General features: G+C 33.4%; 15 protein-coding genes. 13 read left to right on the plus strand and 2 right to left on the minus strand.

Going from position 1 to position 15913, the window contains the following annotated elements:
• Nucleotides 1-50 precede the first annotated feature (50 nt).
• From ACPX19_RS07260 to ACPX19_RS07275, 4 genes are all read left to right on the plus strand, one after another.
• Nucleotides 51-1067, plus strand: coding sequence for an alpha/beta fold hydrolase (locus ACPX19_RS07260; protein ID WP_426429346.1), 1017 nt, complete (start codon nt 51-53; stop codon nt 1065-1067).
• The gene (locus tag ACPX19_RS07265; RefSeq protein WP_426429347.1) at nt 1030-2124 is read left to right on the plus strand and encodes an aspartate kinase; all 1095 of its coding nucleotides are present in this window, start codon (nt 1030-1032) and stop codon (nt 2122-2124) included. Before ACPX19_RS07260 ends, ACPX19_RS07265 begins: the two co-directional genes overlap by 38 nt.
• Nucleotides 2125-2328: 204 nt before the next feature.
• Complete coding sequence (locus ACPX19_RS07270) at nt 2329-3423, plus strand: acyloxyacyl hydrolase (protein WP_426429348.1); 1095 nt, start codon at nt 2329-2331, stop codon at nt 3421-3423.
• A gap of 62 nt (nt 3424-3485) precedes the next feature.
• Complete coding sequence (locus ACPX19_RS07275; protein WP_426429349.1) at nt 3486-4229, plus strand: head GIN domain-containing protein; 744 nt, start codon at nt 3486-3488, stop codon at nt 4227-4229.
• A 200-nt stretch (nt 4230-4429) separates the two neighbouring features.
• Here the strand turns inward: ACPX19_RS07275 and gldA are convergent, their stop codons facing one another.
• Nucleotides 4430-5323, minus strand: coding sequence for a gliding motility-associated ABC transporter ATP-binding subunit GldA (gene gldA, locus ACPX19_RS07280; RefSeq protein ID WP_426429350.1), 894 nt, complete (start codon nt 5321-5323; stop codon nt 4430-4432).
• A gap of 277 nt (nt 5324-5600) precedes the next feature.
• Between gldA and ACPX19_RS07285 the strand changes: the two genes are divergently transcribed.
• From ACPX19_RS07285 to ACPX19_RS07300, 4 genes are read left to right on the plus strand one after another with little or no spacing between them, the layout of a single operon-like run.
• Nucleotides 5601-6428: a prephenate dehydratase gene (locus ACPX19_RS07285; RefSeq protein ID WP_426429351.1), complete on the plus strand. Its 828-nt coding sequence runs from the start codon at nt 5601-5603 to the stop codon at nt 6426-6428.
• A complete protein-coding gene (locus ACPX19_RS07290; protein WP_426429352.1) occupies nt 6425-7567 on the plus strand; it encodes a pyridoxal phosphate-dependent aminotransferase in 1143 nt (380 codons plus the stop codon). Before ACPX19_RS07285 ends, ACPX19_RS07290 begins: the two co-directional genes overlap by 4 nt.
• Nucleotides 7568-7571: 4 nt before the next feature.
• A complete protein-coding gene (locus ACPX19_RS07295) occupies nt 7572-8423 on the plus strand; it encodes a prephenate dehydrogenase (protein WP_426429353.1) in 852 nt (283 codons plus the stop codon).
• 29 nt (nt 8424-8452) lie between these two features.
• Complete coding sequence (locus tag ACPX19_RS07300; protein ID WP_426429354.1) at nt 8453-9535, plus strand: chorismate mutase; 1083 nt, start codon at nt 8453-8455, stop codon at nt 9533-9535.
• A gap of 43 nt (nt 9536-9578) precedes the next feature.
• Here the strand turns inward: ACPX19_RS07300 and ACPX19_RS07305 are convergent, their stop codons facing one another.
• Nucleotides 9579-10070, minus strand: a complete 492-nt coding sequence (locus ACPX19_RS07305) for a hypothetical protein (RefSeq protein ID WP_426429355.1) — start codon at nt 10068-10070, stop codon at nt 9579-9581.
• A 78-nt stretch (nt 10071-10148) separates the two neighbouring features.
• Here ACPX19_RS07305 and rsgA point away from each other — a divergent pair, with 78 nt between their 5' ends.
• From rsgA to ACPX19_RS07330, 5 genes are all read left to right on the plus strand, one after another.
• Nucleotides 10149-11099 carry a ribosome small subunit-dependent GTPase A gene (rsgA, locus tag ACPX19_RS07310; RefSeq protein ID WP_426429356.1) on the plus strand — a complete coding sequence of 317 codons (951 nt, stop codon included), beginning with the start codon at nt 10149-10151 and terminating at the stop codon, nt 11097-11099.
• Nucleotides 11096-11548, plus strand: a complete 453-nt coding sequence (dtd, locus tag ACPX19_RS07315) for a D-aminoacyl-tRNA deacylase (RefSeq protein ID WP_426429357.1) — start codon at nt 11096-11098, stop codon at nt 11546-11548. Before rsgA ends, dtd begins: the two co-directional genes overlap by 4 nt.
• Nucleotides 11549-11673: 125 nt before the next feature.
• The gene (locus ACPX19_RS07320) at nt 11674-13578 is read left to right on the plus strand and encodes a DUF3857 domain-containing protein (RefSeq protein ID WP_426429358.1); all 1905 of its coding nucleotides are present in this window, start codon (nt 11674-11676) and stop codon (nt 13576-13578) included.
• 39 nt (nt 13579-13617) lie between these two features.
• Entirely contained in the window at nt 13618-15582 is a 1965-nt protein-coding gene (locus ACPX19_RS07325) for a DUF3857 domain-containing protein (protein ID WP_426429359.1), read from the plus strand.
• A gap of 2 nt (nt 15583-15584) precedes the next feature.
• Nucleotides 15585-15911 carry a nucleotide pyrophosphohydrolase gene (locus tag ACPX19_RS07330; protein WP_426429360.1) on the plus strand — a complete coding sequence of 109 codons (327 nt, stop codon included), beginning with the start codon at nt 15585-15587 and terminating at the stop codon, nt 15909-15911.
• The last annotated feature ends 2 nt before the right edge of the window (nt 15912-15913 follow it).

Raw genomic sequence — 15913 nt, forward strand, 5'->3', positions numbered from 1 at the left:
TTTGCTCAGTCTAATTTGAAGTATTGTAACTAAGTTAAAATTCATATGTAATGAACGCTCTTAAATATATAGAACTCGATTATTTTGAATTGTGCAATGGGAAGAGGTTGAACCTAAGATTGTCCTATCAAAATTTTGGACAACCTATAGATGAAAGCCCTGTTGTTTTGATTAACCACGCCTTAACTGGTAATTCTTGTGTTGCTGGAAAACAAGGTTGGTGGAATGAAATTGTGGGTAAAGGCAAGGTTATAGATACAGATGTTTATGCTGTATTGGCCTTTAATTGCCCAGGGAATGGTTATGGTGGAATTGAAGAATTATTTGTAGATGATTATAAGGATTTTACTGCTAGAGATATCGCTCGCATTTTTTCAGAGGGTTTAAATAGGTTACGTATACATAGCTTGTATGCAATTATAGGTGCTTCGGTTGGTGGAGGTGTTACTTGGGAGTTAGCCGCACTTAGACCAAACCTAGCTGAATATGTCGTGCCAATTGCTGCAGATTGGAAATCTACAGATTGGGTAATTGGCAATTGTTACATTCAAGATGAAATACTAAGCCATTCGTCTCAGCCACTTTTTGATGCAAGATTGCATGCAATGACCTTTTACAGAACACCAGAGTCGTTTGCTGCCAAATTCAAACGAGAAAAGCAAAGAAAGGATGCTTTTAAAATAGAAACATGGTTGGCCTATCATGGAGAAAAACTTGAAAACAGATTTCAGTTATCTGCCTATAAAATGATGAACCAAATTTTAAAAACTATTGATATTACAAAAGGCGGAGGGACTTTTGTAGAGGTGGCAAGACAAATCACATCCCATATCCATATCATCACCATTAACTCTGATTTGTTATTTAAATCCGATGAAAACTGGAACACTTTTGTAGAGTTGAAATCGGTAAAGGAAGACGTCACCATTGGTGAACTAAAATCTCAGGATGGACATGATGCTTTTTTAATAGAACATCAGCAACTTACCAAATTATTAAGGCCAGTTTTCAGATTAAAACAAGAACATTATGACGACCATACATCTAGCTATATTCGGAATTGGTAATGTAGGCTCTACATTAATCCATCAAATACAAAAGATTAAATCCGAACTTTTAAAATCTCAACACATCGCGATTAAAATTCCTGTGATTGCGAATTCTACGTTGGCTTTTTTTGCGGATGATAACGAAATGAACTGGAAATTAGATTTCGAAAAATTTTCAGAGCCTTATACTATTGAAGATGTCATCTATCATTTTGAAGCTTTAAACATAGAACATGCCATTGCTGTTGATGTAACTGCAAGTGACCATTTTATAGCCCATTATGAAACGTTGATTGAAAGCGGATTTCACATCGTTGCTGCCAACAAGGTGGCAAATACCTTAGACTATAACTTTTACAAACGATTGCGGAACGTTTTAAAGGCAAACAACAAAGAGTTTCTTTATGAAACCAATGTTGGGGCTGGATTACCAATTATAGAGACTATTAAGGGCTTACGCCAATCTGGTGATCAAATAACAAAAGTAAAAGGAGTGTTTTCGGGGTCATTGAGTTATATATTCAATCAGTTTTCAGAAGAAGAATTGCCATTTCATCAGGTGTTGAATAATGCAGTTAATCAAGGGCTAACAGAACCAGATCCTAGAGACGATTTATCCGGAAAAGATGTGGCACGAAAACTATTGATATTAGCTAGAGAACTTGGTATTGAAGCGGAGTTGAGCGATGTGAAAATTGAATCTTTAGTACCAAAACAGCGTAACGGAAACATAACACAGCAGCAATTTAACCTACAAGTGCAGCAGCTAAATGGTGTTTTTGGAGCTCTTAAATCTAGACTTAAAAACGAAACTGTATTGCGTTATGTAGGCTTATTGAATGTGGTTGATGGTTCGCTCGAGGTTAAGTTAGTTGCAGAGCCAAAAGCGTCTCCTCTAGGCCAGTTAAAAGGAACGGATAATTTGTTTGAAATTTATACTGATGCTTACAAAGTGCAGCCTTTGGTCATACAAGGGTCTGGTGCTGGCAAAACAGTCACAGCAAGAGGCGTCTTGTCTGATATTATAAAATTATCAACCCATTTACAGAAGTTTTATATAGGTAGATTTGTATAATAGTTTCTTAACGTTTTATTGCCCTAAAACTAATCTAGGTGTTTTTTTTATTGTTCAATTTTGCTGAAAACCCAAGTCCATGAAAAAATATAAATTAGAACTAGGTTTTGCTTTAAAGCTATTAGCCATTACGGTATTATCTTTAGTGGCAACCTTGTTTTTTTAATTAATAATTCTCTTACTTTTGCCAGTAACCAATTAATCATGAAGTACTGGCTTACAAGTATTGCAATTTGCATTGGATGGTTATTGTTTTCCCAAAATAATAATGTATCTAATTCGTATGTAGACGTTAATTATTTTTCGGGAAGTATTGCACTTCACAATAATGATATTCTTCATCTCATTACTGGACATCCTGAAGGTATAATTCTAAGTTGGAATAAAAAAACCTTTGGTGAAGAAGCTTGGCAACAACGTTTTAATTATCCTGATTATGGTACGTCGTTTATTTATCAGGATTTAAAAAATGAGGTGCTAGGGGAAAACTTTGGGGTTTATGCACACTATAATTTCTACTTTATTAAGCGCCACTTAATGTTTAGAATTGGGCAAGGGATTGCTTATAATACCAATCCTTACGATAAGATTCAAAATCACAAGAACATAGCTTTCGGCTCTCATTTATTGAGCTCTACCTATGTGATGCTAAATTATAAGAAGGAACGTCTTTTTAATCGGTTTGGTTTGCAAGGAGGTTTGGCTTTGGTGCATTACTCAAATGCTAACGTAAAAGCACCAAACACTAGTGTAAATTCTATGACCTTTAATTTAGGGGTGACCTATAGCTTGGATGAAGAAGAAGCGGAATATATAGATAATCTTACTGATGAGAAATTTACAGAGCGGATAAAGTATAATATAGCTTTTAGAAGTGGTATTAATCAGAGTGATATTATTGGTAGCGGACAATTTCCATTTTATATTTTATCCGCTTATGCAGATAAACGCCTAAGTCATGTCAGTGCCATCCAATTTGGTGCCGACGTCTTTTTTTCCAATTTTTTAGAAGAACTCATCTATTATCAATCGGTCTCTTTTCCAGAGTTGGATGTTAGCGGAGACGAAGATTACAAACGAGTTGGATTGTTTGTTGGGCACGAGTTGTTTATCAATAAAATGTCTATTGAATCACAAATTGGCTATTATGTGTATTATCCTTTTGATTTTGAAGGAAGAACGTATTTAAGGATTGGTTTAAAACGTTATTTTGGAAAGAAATTTTTTGGCGCCATCACCTTAAAATCGCATGGTGCAAAAGCCGAGGCTGTTGAATTTGGTGTAGGTGTAAGATTGTAAATTTGTCATTCCTGAGTTGGTCACTGAGCGAAGTCGAAGTGAGGCAGGAATCTATTTTAGATATGAAGAAAATAGTTTATTTATTGGTTTTTCTAGTTTTTGCTTGCAATAGCGAAGACGCTAATGATTGTTTTCAAACTTCAGGTAATATCATTCAGCAGGAGGTAGATATTGCTGGTTTTGAAAGAATTTTGGTAAACAGGGATATAGAGTTAATCATCACTGAAGCACCAGAATACAAAGTCACTGTTGAAACTGGAGAAAATTTAGTCAACGATGTAAGGGTTGAGGTCATTGGTAATAGATTAGTACTTACCGATGATAACACATGTAACTATGTAAGGGACTATGGCATTACAAAAATTTATGTCGAAGCGCCAAATCTTACAGAAATAAGAACTTCTTCACAGTATGAGGTGTCATCTAATGGTGTGTTAGCTTTTCAAGATTTGATCTTGATTTCTGAAGACTTTAACGAGAATGTAGATTTTACCGTTGGTGATTTTAGGCTGTCTCTAGATTCTGAAAATTTAGATATCATATCTAACAACATTTCATCGTATTACATTGATGGTGAAGTTGAAAATTTGTTTGTTGGGTTTTTCTCGGGTTCTGGACGTTTTGAAGGTGAGAATTTAATAGCGCAACATGTAGAGGTTAATCACAGAGGTAGTAATGACATGATTGTAAATCCGCAATTGTCACTCACAGGCATCTTAAGAGGAACTGGAAATCTGATTTCAGTAAATGAACCACCAATTGTAGATGTAGAACGTATTTACACTGGTCAGTTGTTTTTTGAATAGCTTAGATTCACGATTATTACTATAGTTAAAACAATTACAAATAATCCAAGCCTCCTATTCCATTCCTCTTGTAAAATAGTTGTAAAAGGCTTCTTGCCTAAATAAAAAAGCCATTTAAAAGTAGCGCCAAGATATTTTACGATATTAGGCAGTGCCTCAATAAATATACCGCTCAGAAATTCTAAGATAACTTCCAAAATTTAACTCGTCAGTTCTCTAAACAAACTTTCTAAACTCGCGTTTTTTTGATTCAACTGAAGAATTTTTAATTTGTTATCATGTGCAAAATCAAAAACATGAGAACGCATATCTTCTTTGGTAGAAAAGGTAATTTCATAGATAAAGCCATCAGGATTTTTTACCGCGCTTACTTTTGGCAATCTTAGTAAAAAGGTGTCTTCTACACGATAATCAAACTCCACAATAATCACTTGCTCTTGTCCTTCTCTCAGATCTTTCAAATATTTATCGGCAACAACTTCACCTTTATTAATGATAATAACACGATCACACATCGCCTCGACCTCTTGCATAATATGTGTAGATAAAAAGACGGTTTTCTCCTTACCGATATTCCTGATAAGATTTCTGATATCTACCAATTGGTTTGGATCTAAACCTGTTGTAGGTTCATCTAAAATCAACACATCAGGATTGTGTAATAGGGCATTTGCCAGGCCAACTCGCTGCCTGTATCCTTTTGAGAGTTGTCCTATTTTTTTGTGGGCTTCTGGTGATAAACCAGTCAGCTCAATGACATCATCGATTCTAGATTTTGGTATGCCATAAACATTGGCATTAAAGTTTAGATATTCTCTAACATACAAGTCTGTATATAATGGATTGTGCTCAGGTAAGTAGCCTACACTTTTTTGCACATTCTTTTTGTCCTTGGCGACATCAAATCCATTTACCTTGGCATCACCTTCAGAAGCTCTGATGTAAGTCGTGAGGATTTTCATCATGGTAGATTTACCTGCACCGTTTGGGCCCAAAAAGCCTACAATTTCAGCATCATTTACTTTAAACGAAACATCGTTTAGTGCTTTTTGATCTTTATATAATTTTGAAATGTTTTTGACTTCAATAGACATACTCTAGAATATTTGAGTAAAAATAAATAATATCTAACAGCGTACATGGTTTATTATAAAATCTTTAAAATTTTATAGCAACCTCAAAAAAGAACAAATGACAATTTTGATTTTTAAAAATATTAATTACATTAGCCAAACAAAATAATGATACAAACAGTAAGAACATATTATAACTGGTTTTATTTCTTTTTTAACGAAAGAAACGAGGCTTAGTATGTTTTAGTTGTAAAATATAAGTTTAAAAAGTCTCGATTTATTCGAGACTTTTTTTGTTATGAGAAAACCAATAGCCATACAGGGAATAAGAGGGTCATTTCATCACGAAGTGGTTCAAAAATACTTCTGTTCAAAAACAGAAGTCATTGAGTGCCTATCTTTTGATAGTGCTGTAGAAAATTTATTGCAGGGGCAAACTGACAGTATGGTAATGGCGTTAGAGAATTCTATTGCAGGCTCAATCATTCCCAATTACGCATTGATCGATAAGCATAATTTGAGTGTTGTAGGTGAGTACTATTTAGATATTCAGCATAATTTATTAGCCCTTAAAGGTGAAACTTTAGCAACTATAAACGAAGTGCATTCGCATCCAATGGCATTGTTGCAGTGTAAAGAGTTCTTTAAAGATTATCCGCACATTAAGTTAGTAGAAGCTAAAGACACGGCTGATGTTGCTAAACAAATAGCTGATGGTAATATTGAAGGAATTGCAGCTATAGCAAGCAAAAATGCTGCGAGTTTATATAAATTGGATATTTTGGCTGAGAGCATACAAACCATAAAGCATAACGAAACACGCTTTGTCATTGTAATGCGTAAAAATGATAATCCTGAAAAAAGAGGAATAAATAAGGCGTCCTTAAAGTTTGAATTAGACCATAAACGTGGTAGCTTAGCGACTATACTTAATGTAATGAGTGATTGTAAACTAAACCTAACTAAAATACAATCCTTACCAAAAATTGATACACCATGGAAGTATGCCTTCTTTGTGGACGTTACTTTTGATGATTACAAGGATTACGAAAAGGCCTATGCCATTATGCAAATTATGGCTCAAAATTTTAAAGTGTTAGGTGAATATAAAAATGCAAAAACATGATTGAAGTAGCCAACCGTTTAAAACACGTTGAAGAATACTATTTTTCTAAAAAATTAAGAGAAGTTGAGTTTTTACGTTCACAAGGAAAGCCCATTATAAATCTTGGTATTGGTAGTCCAGATTTAGAGCCTCCTTTTAAAGCTACAATGCTCCTAAAGGATAGTTTAGATGAGGAGGGAGCCAACAAATATCAGAGTTACCAGGGTCTGCCAGAACTAAGAGAAGAGATAGCTAATTTCTATAAAAAACGATACCAGGTTAATATAAGTGGTCAGACGGAAGTGTTGCCTCTTTTGGGAAGTAAGGAAGGTATTATGCATATCTCAATGGCTTTCTTAAATCCAGGTGATGAGGTGTTGATTCCAAATCCTGGTTACCCAACCTATTCGGCAGTCAGTAAGTTATTAGAAGCAAAACCAATTTTTTACGATTTGTTAGAAGACAATCATTGGTTGCCAGACTTTGTTGCTTTAGAGCGGTTGGATTTAAGTAAGGTCAAAATTATGTGGATTAACTATCCACACATGCCAACAGGTGCTAATGCACCAAACAAGTTTTATGATGAAGTAATAGCTTTTGGAAGGCGTCATAATATTTTAATCGTAAACGATAATCCATACAGCTTTGTTCTAAACAAAAAACCAATAAGCATCATGCGTTACAACTACGCAAAAGAGGTGTGTTTAGAATTGAATTCATTTAGTAAAACCTTTAATATGGCAGGTTGGAGAGTTGGAATGTTGATTGGTAGCTACGAGCATTTAAGCGCAGTGCTAAAGGTAAAAAGTAATATGGATTCTGGGATGTTTTATGGTATTCAAAAAGGAGCAATAGAAGCCTTAAAATGTTCAGACATGTGGTTTGTAAGTTTAAATAGTGTTTACGAACAAAGGCGGGTGCTGATCTGGAAATTGGCAGAGGCTTTAAACTGTACTTATGACAAGTATGCTACAGGTATGTTTGTTTGGGCAAAATTACCACCACATTTAAAGTCTGAAGAGTTCACAGATTTGGTACTGAAAGAACATTCTATTTTTATAACGCCAGGAACAGTTTTTGGAAGTAATGGAGAAGGTTATGTGCGTTTTTCTCTGTGTACATCAGAAGAAATAATAAAAGAAGCGATAGCTAGAATTTAGGTTTATGAAACATATTTTTGTCATAGGAGTAGGATTAATAGGTGGAAGTTTTGCCTTAGATATCAAAAAGCAAAATCCAGATTGTGTTATCTACGGGATAGATAAAAATGAAACACATTTAGAGAAAGCTAAATCTTTAGGTATTATAGACCATAAGGCAAATTTTGATAATTTAAAGCAGGCAGATACCGTCATTGTTGCCATACCTGTTGACGCAACTTTAGAAGTAGTGCCAAAAGTGCTAGATCTAATTTCGGATGAAGCTATTGTGTTTGATGTCGGCTCAACAAAAGAAGATATTTGTCTTAAGGTTAAAAATCACCCGAAGCGTAGAAACTTTCTAGCAGCACATCCTATTGCTGGTACTGAGTTTTCCGGTCCAGAGGCGGCAATTCATAATTTGTATAACAACAAGACTAATATTATTTGTGAAGTTGAAGAAACAGCCTTCAAGCTTCAGGAAAAGGCCTTAAAACTGTTTACTGATTTAGGAATGCGTATTCGATATATGAATCCTAAAGCGCACGACAAACATATTGCTTATGTATCGCATTTGTCCCACATTAGTTCGTTTATGTTAGGGAAAACAGTAATAGAAAAAGAGAAAAATGAACGCGATATTTTTGATATGGCAGGAAGTGGTTTTGCGAGCACCGTTCGTTTGGCAAAAAGTTCGCCAGCGATGTGGACACCAATCTTTAAACAGAATAAAACTAATGTCATAGAAACATTAGACGAATATATTGACAACCTAAAGCATTTCAAGAAATTGATGCAAGAGGATGATTTTGAAGCAATTTTTAAGGAGATGGAAGCCACAAATCATATTAAGTATATTTTGAACGGAATAAAATAAAAATTTAGAAAAAGAAGAATAATAGTAAAATGGAAAACAAGAAAGAATTAAGGAACTGGTTAGATGCATTTAATTTGGATCACCCTTTAGTTATTGCAGGTCCTTGTAGTGCTGAAACGGAGGAACAAGTCTTAAAAATAGCACATCAATTAAAAGATAGTGACGCCACTGTTTTTAGAGCAGGTATATGGAAACCAAGAACACGTCCAGGTAATTTTGAAGGGGTAGGAGCGCTCGGTTTAAAATGGCTTCAAAAGGCTAAAGAAGAAACAGGTATGCTCATTACTACAGAAGTCGCAAATGCTAATCATGTAGAACTGGCTTTAAAGCATGATGTAGACATTCTATGGATTGGTGCGCGTACAACAGTTAGTCCATTTATTGTACAAGATATTGCAGATGCTTTAAAAGGAACAGATAAACCTGTTTTGATTAAAAACCCTGTTAATCCAGATTTATCTTTATGGTTAGGTGCTGTTGAACGTTTTTACACTAACGATATTAAGAATTTAGGAGTAATTCACAGAGGATTCTCGACCTACGAGAAAACACGTTACAGAAATAATCCTGAGTGGCAAATAGCGGTAGACTTGCAAAGTCGTTTCCCAGATTTACCATTAATTTTAGATCCTTCACACATAGCAGGTCGCAGAGATATTATTTTCGATTTAAGTCAAACAGCATTAGACCTAAATTATGATGGCTTAATGATAGAAACCCATCACGATCCTGATAATGCTTGGAGCGATGCGGCACAACAAATTACGCCTGAAACTTTAATAAAATATACTGAAGATTTACGTATCAGAAAAGAGGTTGGTGAAGCTGCGGAATTTAAGAATAAGATCAATACTTTGAGAACCAAGATAGATGTCATAGACCATCAGCTTATAGAAATTTTGGGCAAGCGTATGCAAGTGGCTGATGATATTGGGAGATTAAAAAAACAACACAATGTTGCAGTGTTGCAAAACAAACGTTGGAATGAAATTTTGGGCAAAATGATTCTTGAAGGAGAGGAGAAGAATTTAAGCGAAGAATTTATTCTCAGAATGTTTAAGGCCATTCACCAAGAGTCCATTAATCATCAAGAAGAAATTATTAAACATTAGTCATAAAAAAGGCTCGCCATGGCGAGCCTTTTTTATGTTTTAATTACTGTACATGTCTTTTAAAGATATATCTGGTTACAAAAATACCTTGTCCATCATTAGTACCAGCATCACTTTCAGAAGAGCTAACTACAAAGGCAAGCTCCCAACCTTCATCACCCATCGCTGTTAATTTAGAAGCCACAAGTGCATCATTGGCAACGATATTTTGAAAACGAATACCACCTAGATTATAAAAGTTAAGAAGCTTAGTTTCTTCAAAATCTTTTACGCGAATGTCCTTTCTTTTCGATTTGTTTCTGGTATTATCATCTTCAGTTTGTTCAGAAGTAAATTCCGAATAATCTCTATCAACACTAGAAGATATAAGTCTAGAACGACCTAGTCCATTTGGGACTATTGATTCTACACTAGTAATCACTTTGTACTCAACTTGGTTTGTTGGTTTTTCATCCTTTCCATTTTCCTTGTTGATGAAAGAAAATGAAATAAAGCCTACTATAATGGCTACTGCTAATAATAAATTTTTTTTCATTGTATTGGTTTTTGTGAACGTATCAAAGTAAAGGTTTTTAGCTGAAAAGTTGTTACTTTGCTAATATTTAATTGCTAAATGACAGGAACAGTTTATAAATCTACCGGAAGTTGGTATACCGTTAAAACAATGAACGGTAAATTTTATGAGTGTAGAATTAAGGGAAAGTTTAGGCTTGAAGGTATTAAAAGTACCAATCCAATTGCCGTAGGAGATAACGTTCAGTTTGAGGTAGAGACTAAAAATAATGCAGAAACAGGAGTTATAAACCGTATTGAGGAAAGAACCAATTACATAGTTCGTAAATCAGTAAACCTGTCTAAGCAAACTCATATTATTGCAGCCAATATAGACCAAGTATTTCTATTGGTTACTATAGATAATCCTCCAACGTTTACAAGTTTTATAGACCGTTTTTTGGTAACTGCTGAAGCTTATTCCATAAAGACTATTTTATTGTTTAATAAGATAGATACTTATGATGAAGAAAAGTTGCTTGAAGTTAAATATTTACAGAGTGTATACAGATCAATAGGTTATGAATGCATTGAGATATCTGCAGCAACGGGTCAGAATATTGATAAGGTAAAAGCTTTAATGACAGGTAAGGTGAGTATGTTTTCTGGTCATTCAGGAGTAGGTAAATCTACTTTGGTTAATGCCATAGAACCATCCTTAGACCTTAAAACCAAAGAAATATCTGAGCAACACATGCAAGGGCAACATACTACAACTTTTGCAGAGATGTTCGATTTAAGTTTTGATGCAAAAATCATAGATACTCCTGGTATTAAGGGTTTTGGTGTTGTTGATATGGAAAAGGAGGAAGTAGGTGATTATTTTCCTGAGTTTTTTGCGTTAAAACAAGAGTGTAAGTTCAATAATTGTTTGCACATCAATGAACCAAAATGTGCGGTGAAAAATGCTTTGGAAAAAGATGAAGTCTCTTACTCTAGATATAGAAGTTACATTCAGATTTTAGAAGGTGAAGACGAACATTACAGAACCGATAATTGGGATAAGGAATGAGAGTTGTAATCCAAAGAGTGTCAAAAGCTTCTGTGGTTATAGATAATGCCAACGTAGCATCTATTAAAAAAGGACTATTGATTTTGCTTGGGATAGTTGATGAAGATACCCGAGAAGATATAGATTGGTTGTGCAATAAAATAGCAAATCTTCGCATTTTTCCCGACGATAGTAATATTATGAACAGATCTTTGATTGATATCGATGGGGAGGTCATCGTCGTAAGTCAGTTCACATTGCATGCTAGCACAAAAAAAGGAAATAGGCCAAGCTATATCAAAGCTGCTAAACCAGACGTAGCAATTCCATTATATGAAAACTTCGTTGAATGCTTGCGAAATAATTTGGGTAAAAATGTGCAAACTGGAGAGTTTGGTGCGGATATGAAAGTACACCTAATTAACGATGGTCCTGTTACCATAATTATTGATTCAAAAAACAGGGAATAGTATCATAACTTATTGAAAAAATTAGTTTATCGATTATTAGCTTACTGTAAGGATTTTAAGACATAAAATATTTGATAGGCTGATTTTACTTTTTATATTGTGACCCCATTCAATTCAATTAATCAATGCCCTGTATAAAACATTTTCTTTTAGCAGTATCTCTTTTTTTTACCATTGCTGGTTTTTCGCAATCCGAAGAACTATATAAATCCAACTCAATTCCGATAGAATTAAAAACTAAGGCTAATGCGGTAGTGCGATATGATAAAAAAACAATCAATATTATAGATTTTAATGAATTGAGCGTCATTACAAAACGAATTGTAACAGTTTTTAATAAATATGGCGACAAACATAGAGATGCTGTACAGTTTTATGATGAGTTTACTGATATAAAAAATATAGAAGCTCAGATTTACGATAAATTTGGTAAAGAAATAAAGAGATTCAAGGAGCGTGATTTTAAGGATGCAAGTGCAGTAAGCGATTTTTCAATATATGAGGATGATCGTGTAAAGTATTTAGACTACATTCCGCTTAATTATCCATATACTGTAGAATATACTTCAGAGGTTATTTACAAAAACACAGCATTTTTTAGAAACTGGTATCCTGTAGATGGTCATTATTTAAGCGTACAGTACTCTGAATATGAGATACTGAATGACAATAACATTCCTTTGAAAGTTAAAAAAGAAAATTTTGAAGATTTTAATATCGAAGAAATTTCAGAACACCATTTTGTTGCAAAAAATATTAAAGCTTTAAATTATGAAGTTTACACCCCAGAACTTCAAAGCCTTTTGCCTAAATACAAAGTGGCACTAAAAAAGTTTGATATGATGGGAGTAGATGGGGTTAATAATAATTGGATAGATTTCGGAAAATGGATGTATGATAGGTTGTTGGTAGGAACAGATGATATACCAGAATCTACAATAAATGAAGTTAGAACTCTTACGGCAGGCATAGAGGATAAGATTGAACGTGCAAAGTTGGTATATCAATATATGCAAAACAAAACAAGATATATTAGTATACAGGTTGGTATTGGAGGTTGGAAACCCATGTTGGCAAGTAATGTGGATAAGCTTGGGTATGCTGATTGCAAAGGTTTAACAAATTACACCAAGGCACTTTTAGATGCTGTAGACGTATCTTCATACTATACTGTAGTTTATGGAGGTAAGAGTATTAGAAATTTAGATAAAGAGTTTTCAAATATAGAGGGCAATCATGTTATTTTATGCGTGCCTAATGAGGATGAGAATATTTTTTTAGAGTGCACAAGTCAAACCAACCCTTTTGGATTTACCGCAGGTTTTACAGATGATAGAGACGTTTTGCTAGTGAAACCAGATGGAGGTGAGATTGTTCACACTAAAATATACTATGCCGATGATAGTGTGCAGAAAACCACCGCATTCATAAATCTTGATTCTGATGGTAATTTTAGTGCAGAAGTAAATATCAATTCTACAGGATTTCAATACAGCTTGCATCAAGGTCTAGAAAATAAAAACCAACGCGACCAAGATCTTTATTATAAAGAATATTGGGGTAATATCAATAACTTAGATATAAATGAAATAAACATTGAAAATGATAAAGAAAAAATTATTTTTAAAGAAAGTATAAAACTTTCAGCTACAAATTATGCCACTAAAACAGGTGAAAGACTTATTTTTCAACCTAACTTTTTTAATAAAGTCACATATATTCCACCAAGATATTCTGATAGAAAATTGAATTTCGAAATAGATCGCTCATTTAAAGATACAGATGAGTTCATTATTCAGTTGCCCGAAGGCATAAAAGTAGAAGCTATGTCTGAAGGCTTAAATATGGAAACAAAATTCGGTACATATCGATTTAATATTGAAGAATTAGAAGAAAACAAAATAAAATATTCGAGAACCTATATTTTAAATAAGGGAAGTTATAGTAAAGAAGATTATAATGCCTTTAGGGACTTCAGAAAGGAAATAGTTAAAAACGATAAGGCAAAAATAGTTTTACTTAAATCTTAATTCTACATAAACTTAATGTGTTTAATAAATTATTACAAAATGAAAATATCAATTTTTACTTTTTTAGCTCTTTTAATATGCTCTTCAATCTATACACAAGATTATGATTTTGGAGACATTTCAAGAGCTGAGCTTCAAGAAAAATTTTATACTATAGACTCTTCAGTTGCTGCTGCAATCTTATATAAAAAAGAAGAGGTTAACTTTTTCTTTACAAAGGCTGAAGGTTTTGTTCAAGAGCGTGAAATACATGAGCGTGTAAAAATATACAATAAGGAAGGTTTTGATTGGGCAACAAAAAAAATCTATTTGTATAAAGGAGATGGAGGTAATGTTGAAAAAGTATCTGGAATCAAAGCATATACTTATAATTTAGTAGACGGAAAAATTGAAAAGGATAAATTGGGTAAAGAGGGCGAATTCGAAGAAGATTATAACGAATTCACAAAAATAAACTCTTTTACTATGCCTAATATTAACGAAGGGAGTGTAATTGAGTATAGGTATAAGATTATATCTCCATTTATACGTATAGACGATGTTGTTTTTCAACATGATATACCGATTAAAAAGTTAGATGTAAAAATAGTAACACCTGAATATTATATTTATAATAAGAGGATGAATCTAAGGGCAAAATATCAACCAAAAGTTAATGTTTCTTCTAAAAATAATACGATACCATTTGACTATAAGACAAATATTATTTCAATAAGTGAAAATAATATTCCGGGCTTAAAGTCTGAAGCTTTTTCTGGTAATATGAGTAATTACAGGAGTAAAATGAGTTTAGAGTTGACAGCTATTTTAAATGCTAATAAAATAATTACAAAAGAATTTACAACCAATTGGGAAAAAGTCTCTAAAACTATATATGATAACGAAAGCTTTGGGAGACAACTAAAGGAATTTAATTTTTACAAAGAAGAGTTAAACGGTCTTGTAAGTCTATTGTCTGATAAAGAAAATGATTTGGAGAAAGTATTTTTAGTAGAAGATTTCGTTAAATCCAAAGTAAAATGGAATGGAAATTTTGGTAAATATGCTCAAAAAGGTGTAAGATCTGCCTTCAAGGATGGAGAGGGTAACGTTGCAGATATTAATCTTTTGGTAATATCAATGCTAAAGTCACTTGGTTTAAATGCGGTGCCAGTTCTCATAAGTACAAGAGACAATGGTATACCCCTTTTCCCTAGTTTAAATGGCTTTAATTATGTAATATGCTCAGTGCAAATAGGCGAAAAATCTTTTTACATAGATGCTACTGAGCAATACAGTAGCAATAATGTCTTACCTCAAAGAACTCTTAATTGGCAGGGCAGATTAGTAAATGATGATGGAACTTCATCTTGGGTAGATATTAGACCAACGAGTATCTCTGAACAATCATCAATGTTAAATATAAAAATAAATGATGACTTATCAGTTTCAGGAAACTTAAATGAAAAGCACACTTCTTATTTAGCATTAAATTATAGAAAAAAATATGCATTAATGAGTAATGAGGATAAAATTAAAAACATTGAATCAGGTAAAGGTGGGCTCGAGGTCAATAATCTAAATATCGAAAATATTGAAGATATTCGTAATCCAATAAAAGTCAGCTACGAATATGAATTGCCAGATGGCTTAGATCAAATAGGAGACAAAATTTATTTTTCACCTCTATTGTTTTTAACTGAAGAAGAAAACCCTTTTAAGCTCGAAGAAAGACAATATCCTATAGATTTTATTTATCCTTTTAAGGATACTTATTTAGTTAATATCATGTTGCCAAATGGTTACAGTGTTGAATCATTACCAAAGAGTGAAGCATTAGAATTTAATTATGGTGCAGCTAAATTCCTCTATCTTTTAAAAGAAAATGGGAAATACCTTCAATTGAGACTGGAATTAGAAATAAAAAGCACACTTATTCAGCCCGAAGATTATAAAACTTTTAAGGATTTTTTTTCAAAATCAGTTGAAAAACAATTAGAACAAATCGTCTTAACAAAAGCCTAGCTATGAATATCAAAAATGCCCAACAGGAAGTAGATAATTGGATTAAAGAACATGGTGTAAGATACTTTAATGAGCTGACCAATATGGCACAACTTACTGAAGAAGTTGGTGAGGTAGCGCGTATTATTGCCAGACGTTACGGAGAGCAAAGTGAAAAAGAAAGTGATAAAGATAAGGACCTAGGCGAAGAATTAGCCGACGTGGTTTTTGTGGTGTTATGTTTAGCCAACCAAACAGGTATAGATCTACAGGCTTCTTTTGATAAAAAAATGAACAAAAAGACAAAACGCGACCATGATAGGCACCATAATAATGAAAAATTGAAGTAGTT

The organism is Winogradskyella sp. HB-48 (assembly GCF_049942685.1).
Taxonomy (GTDB): domain Bacteria; phylum Bacteroidota; class Bacteroidia; order Flavobacteriales; family Flavobacteriaceae; genus Winogradskyella.

What these genes read in the sequence shown, in the direction of transcription:
- ACPX19_RS07260 (WP_426429346.1), top strand. Translation starts at nt 51, where the DNA reads ATGAACGCTCTTAAATATATAGAACTCGATTATTTTGAATTGTGCAAT.
- ACPX19_RS07275 (WP_426429349.1), top strand. Translation starts at nt 3,486, where the DNA reads ATGAAGAAAATAGTTTATTTATTGGTTTTTCTAGTTTTTGCTTGCAAT.
- ACPX19_RS07295 (WP_426429353.1), top strand. Translation starts at nt 7,572, where the DNA reads ATGAAACATATTTTTGTCATAGGAGTAGGATTAATAGGTGGAAGTTTT.
- rsgA (WP_426429356.1), top strand. Translation starts at nt 10,149, where the DNA reads ATGACAGGAACAGTTTATAAATCTACCGGAAGTTGGTATACCGTTAAA.
- dtd (WP_426429357.1), top strand. Translation starts at nt 11,096, where the DNA reads ATGAGAGTTGTAATCCAAAGAGTGTCAAAAGCTTCTGTGGTTATAGAT.
- ACPX19_RS07305 (WP_426429355.1), bottom strand. Translation starts at nt 10,070, where the DNA reads ATGAAAAAAAATTTATTATTAGCAGTAGCCATTATAGTAGGCTTTATT.
- ACPX19_RS07270 (WP_426429348.1), top strand. Translation starts at nt 2,329, where the DNA reads ATGAAGTACTGGCTTACAAGTATTGCAATTTGCATTGGATGGTTATTG.
- gldA (WP_426429350.1), bottom strand. Translation starts at nt 5,323, where the DNA reads ATGTCTATTGAAGTCAAAAACATTTCAAAATTATATAAAGATCAAAAA.
- ACPX19_RS07285 (WP_426429351.1), top strand. Translation starts at nt 5,601, where the DNA reads ATGAGAAAACCAATAGCCATACAGGGAATAAGAGGGTCATTTCATCAC.
- ACPX19_RS07320 (WP_426429358.1), top strand. Translation starts at nt 11,674, where the DNA reads ATGCCCTGTATAAAACATTTTCTTTTAGCAGTATCTCTTTTTTTTACC.
- ACPX19_RS07265 (WP_426429347.1), top strand. Translation starts at nt 1,030, where the DNA reads ATGACGACCATACATCTAGCTATATTCGGAATTGGTAATGTAGGCTCT.
- ACPX19_RS07290 (WP_426429352.1), top strand. Translation starts at nt 6,425, where the DNA reads ATGATTGAAGTAGCCAACCGTTTAAAACACGTTGAAGAATACTATTTT.
- ACPX19_RS07325 (WP_426429359.1), top strand. Translation starts at nt 13,618, where the DNA reads ATGAAAATATCAATTTTTACTTTTTTAGCTCTTTTAATATGCTCTTCA.
- ACPX19_RS07330 (WP_426429360.1), top strand. Translation starts at nt 15,585, where the DNA reads ATGAATATCAAAAATGCCCAACAGGAAGTAGATAATTGGATTAAAGAA.
- ACPX19_RS07300 (WP_426429354.1), top strand. Translation starts at nt 8,453, where the DNA reads ATGGAAAACAAGAAAGAATTAAGGAACTGGTTAGATGCATTTAATTTG.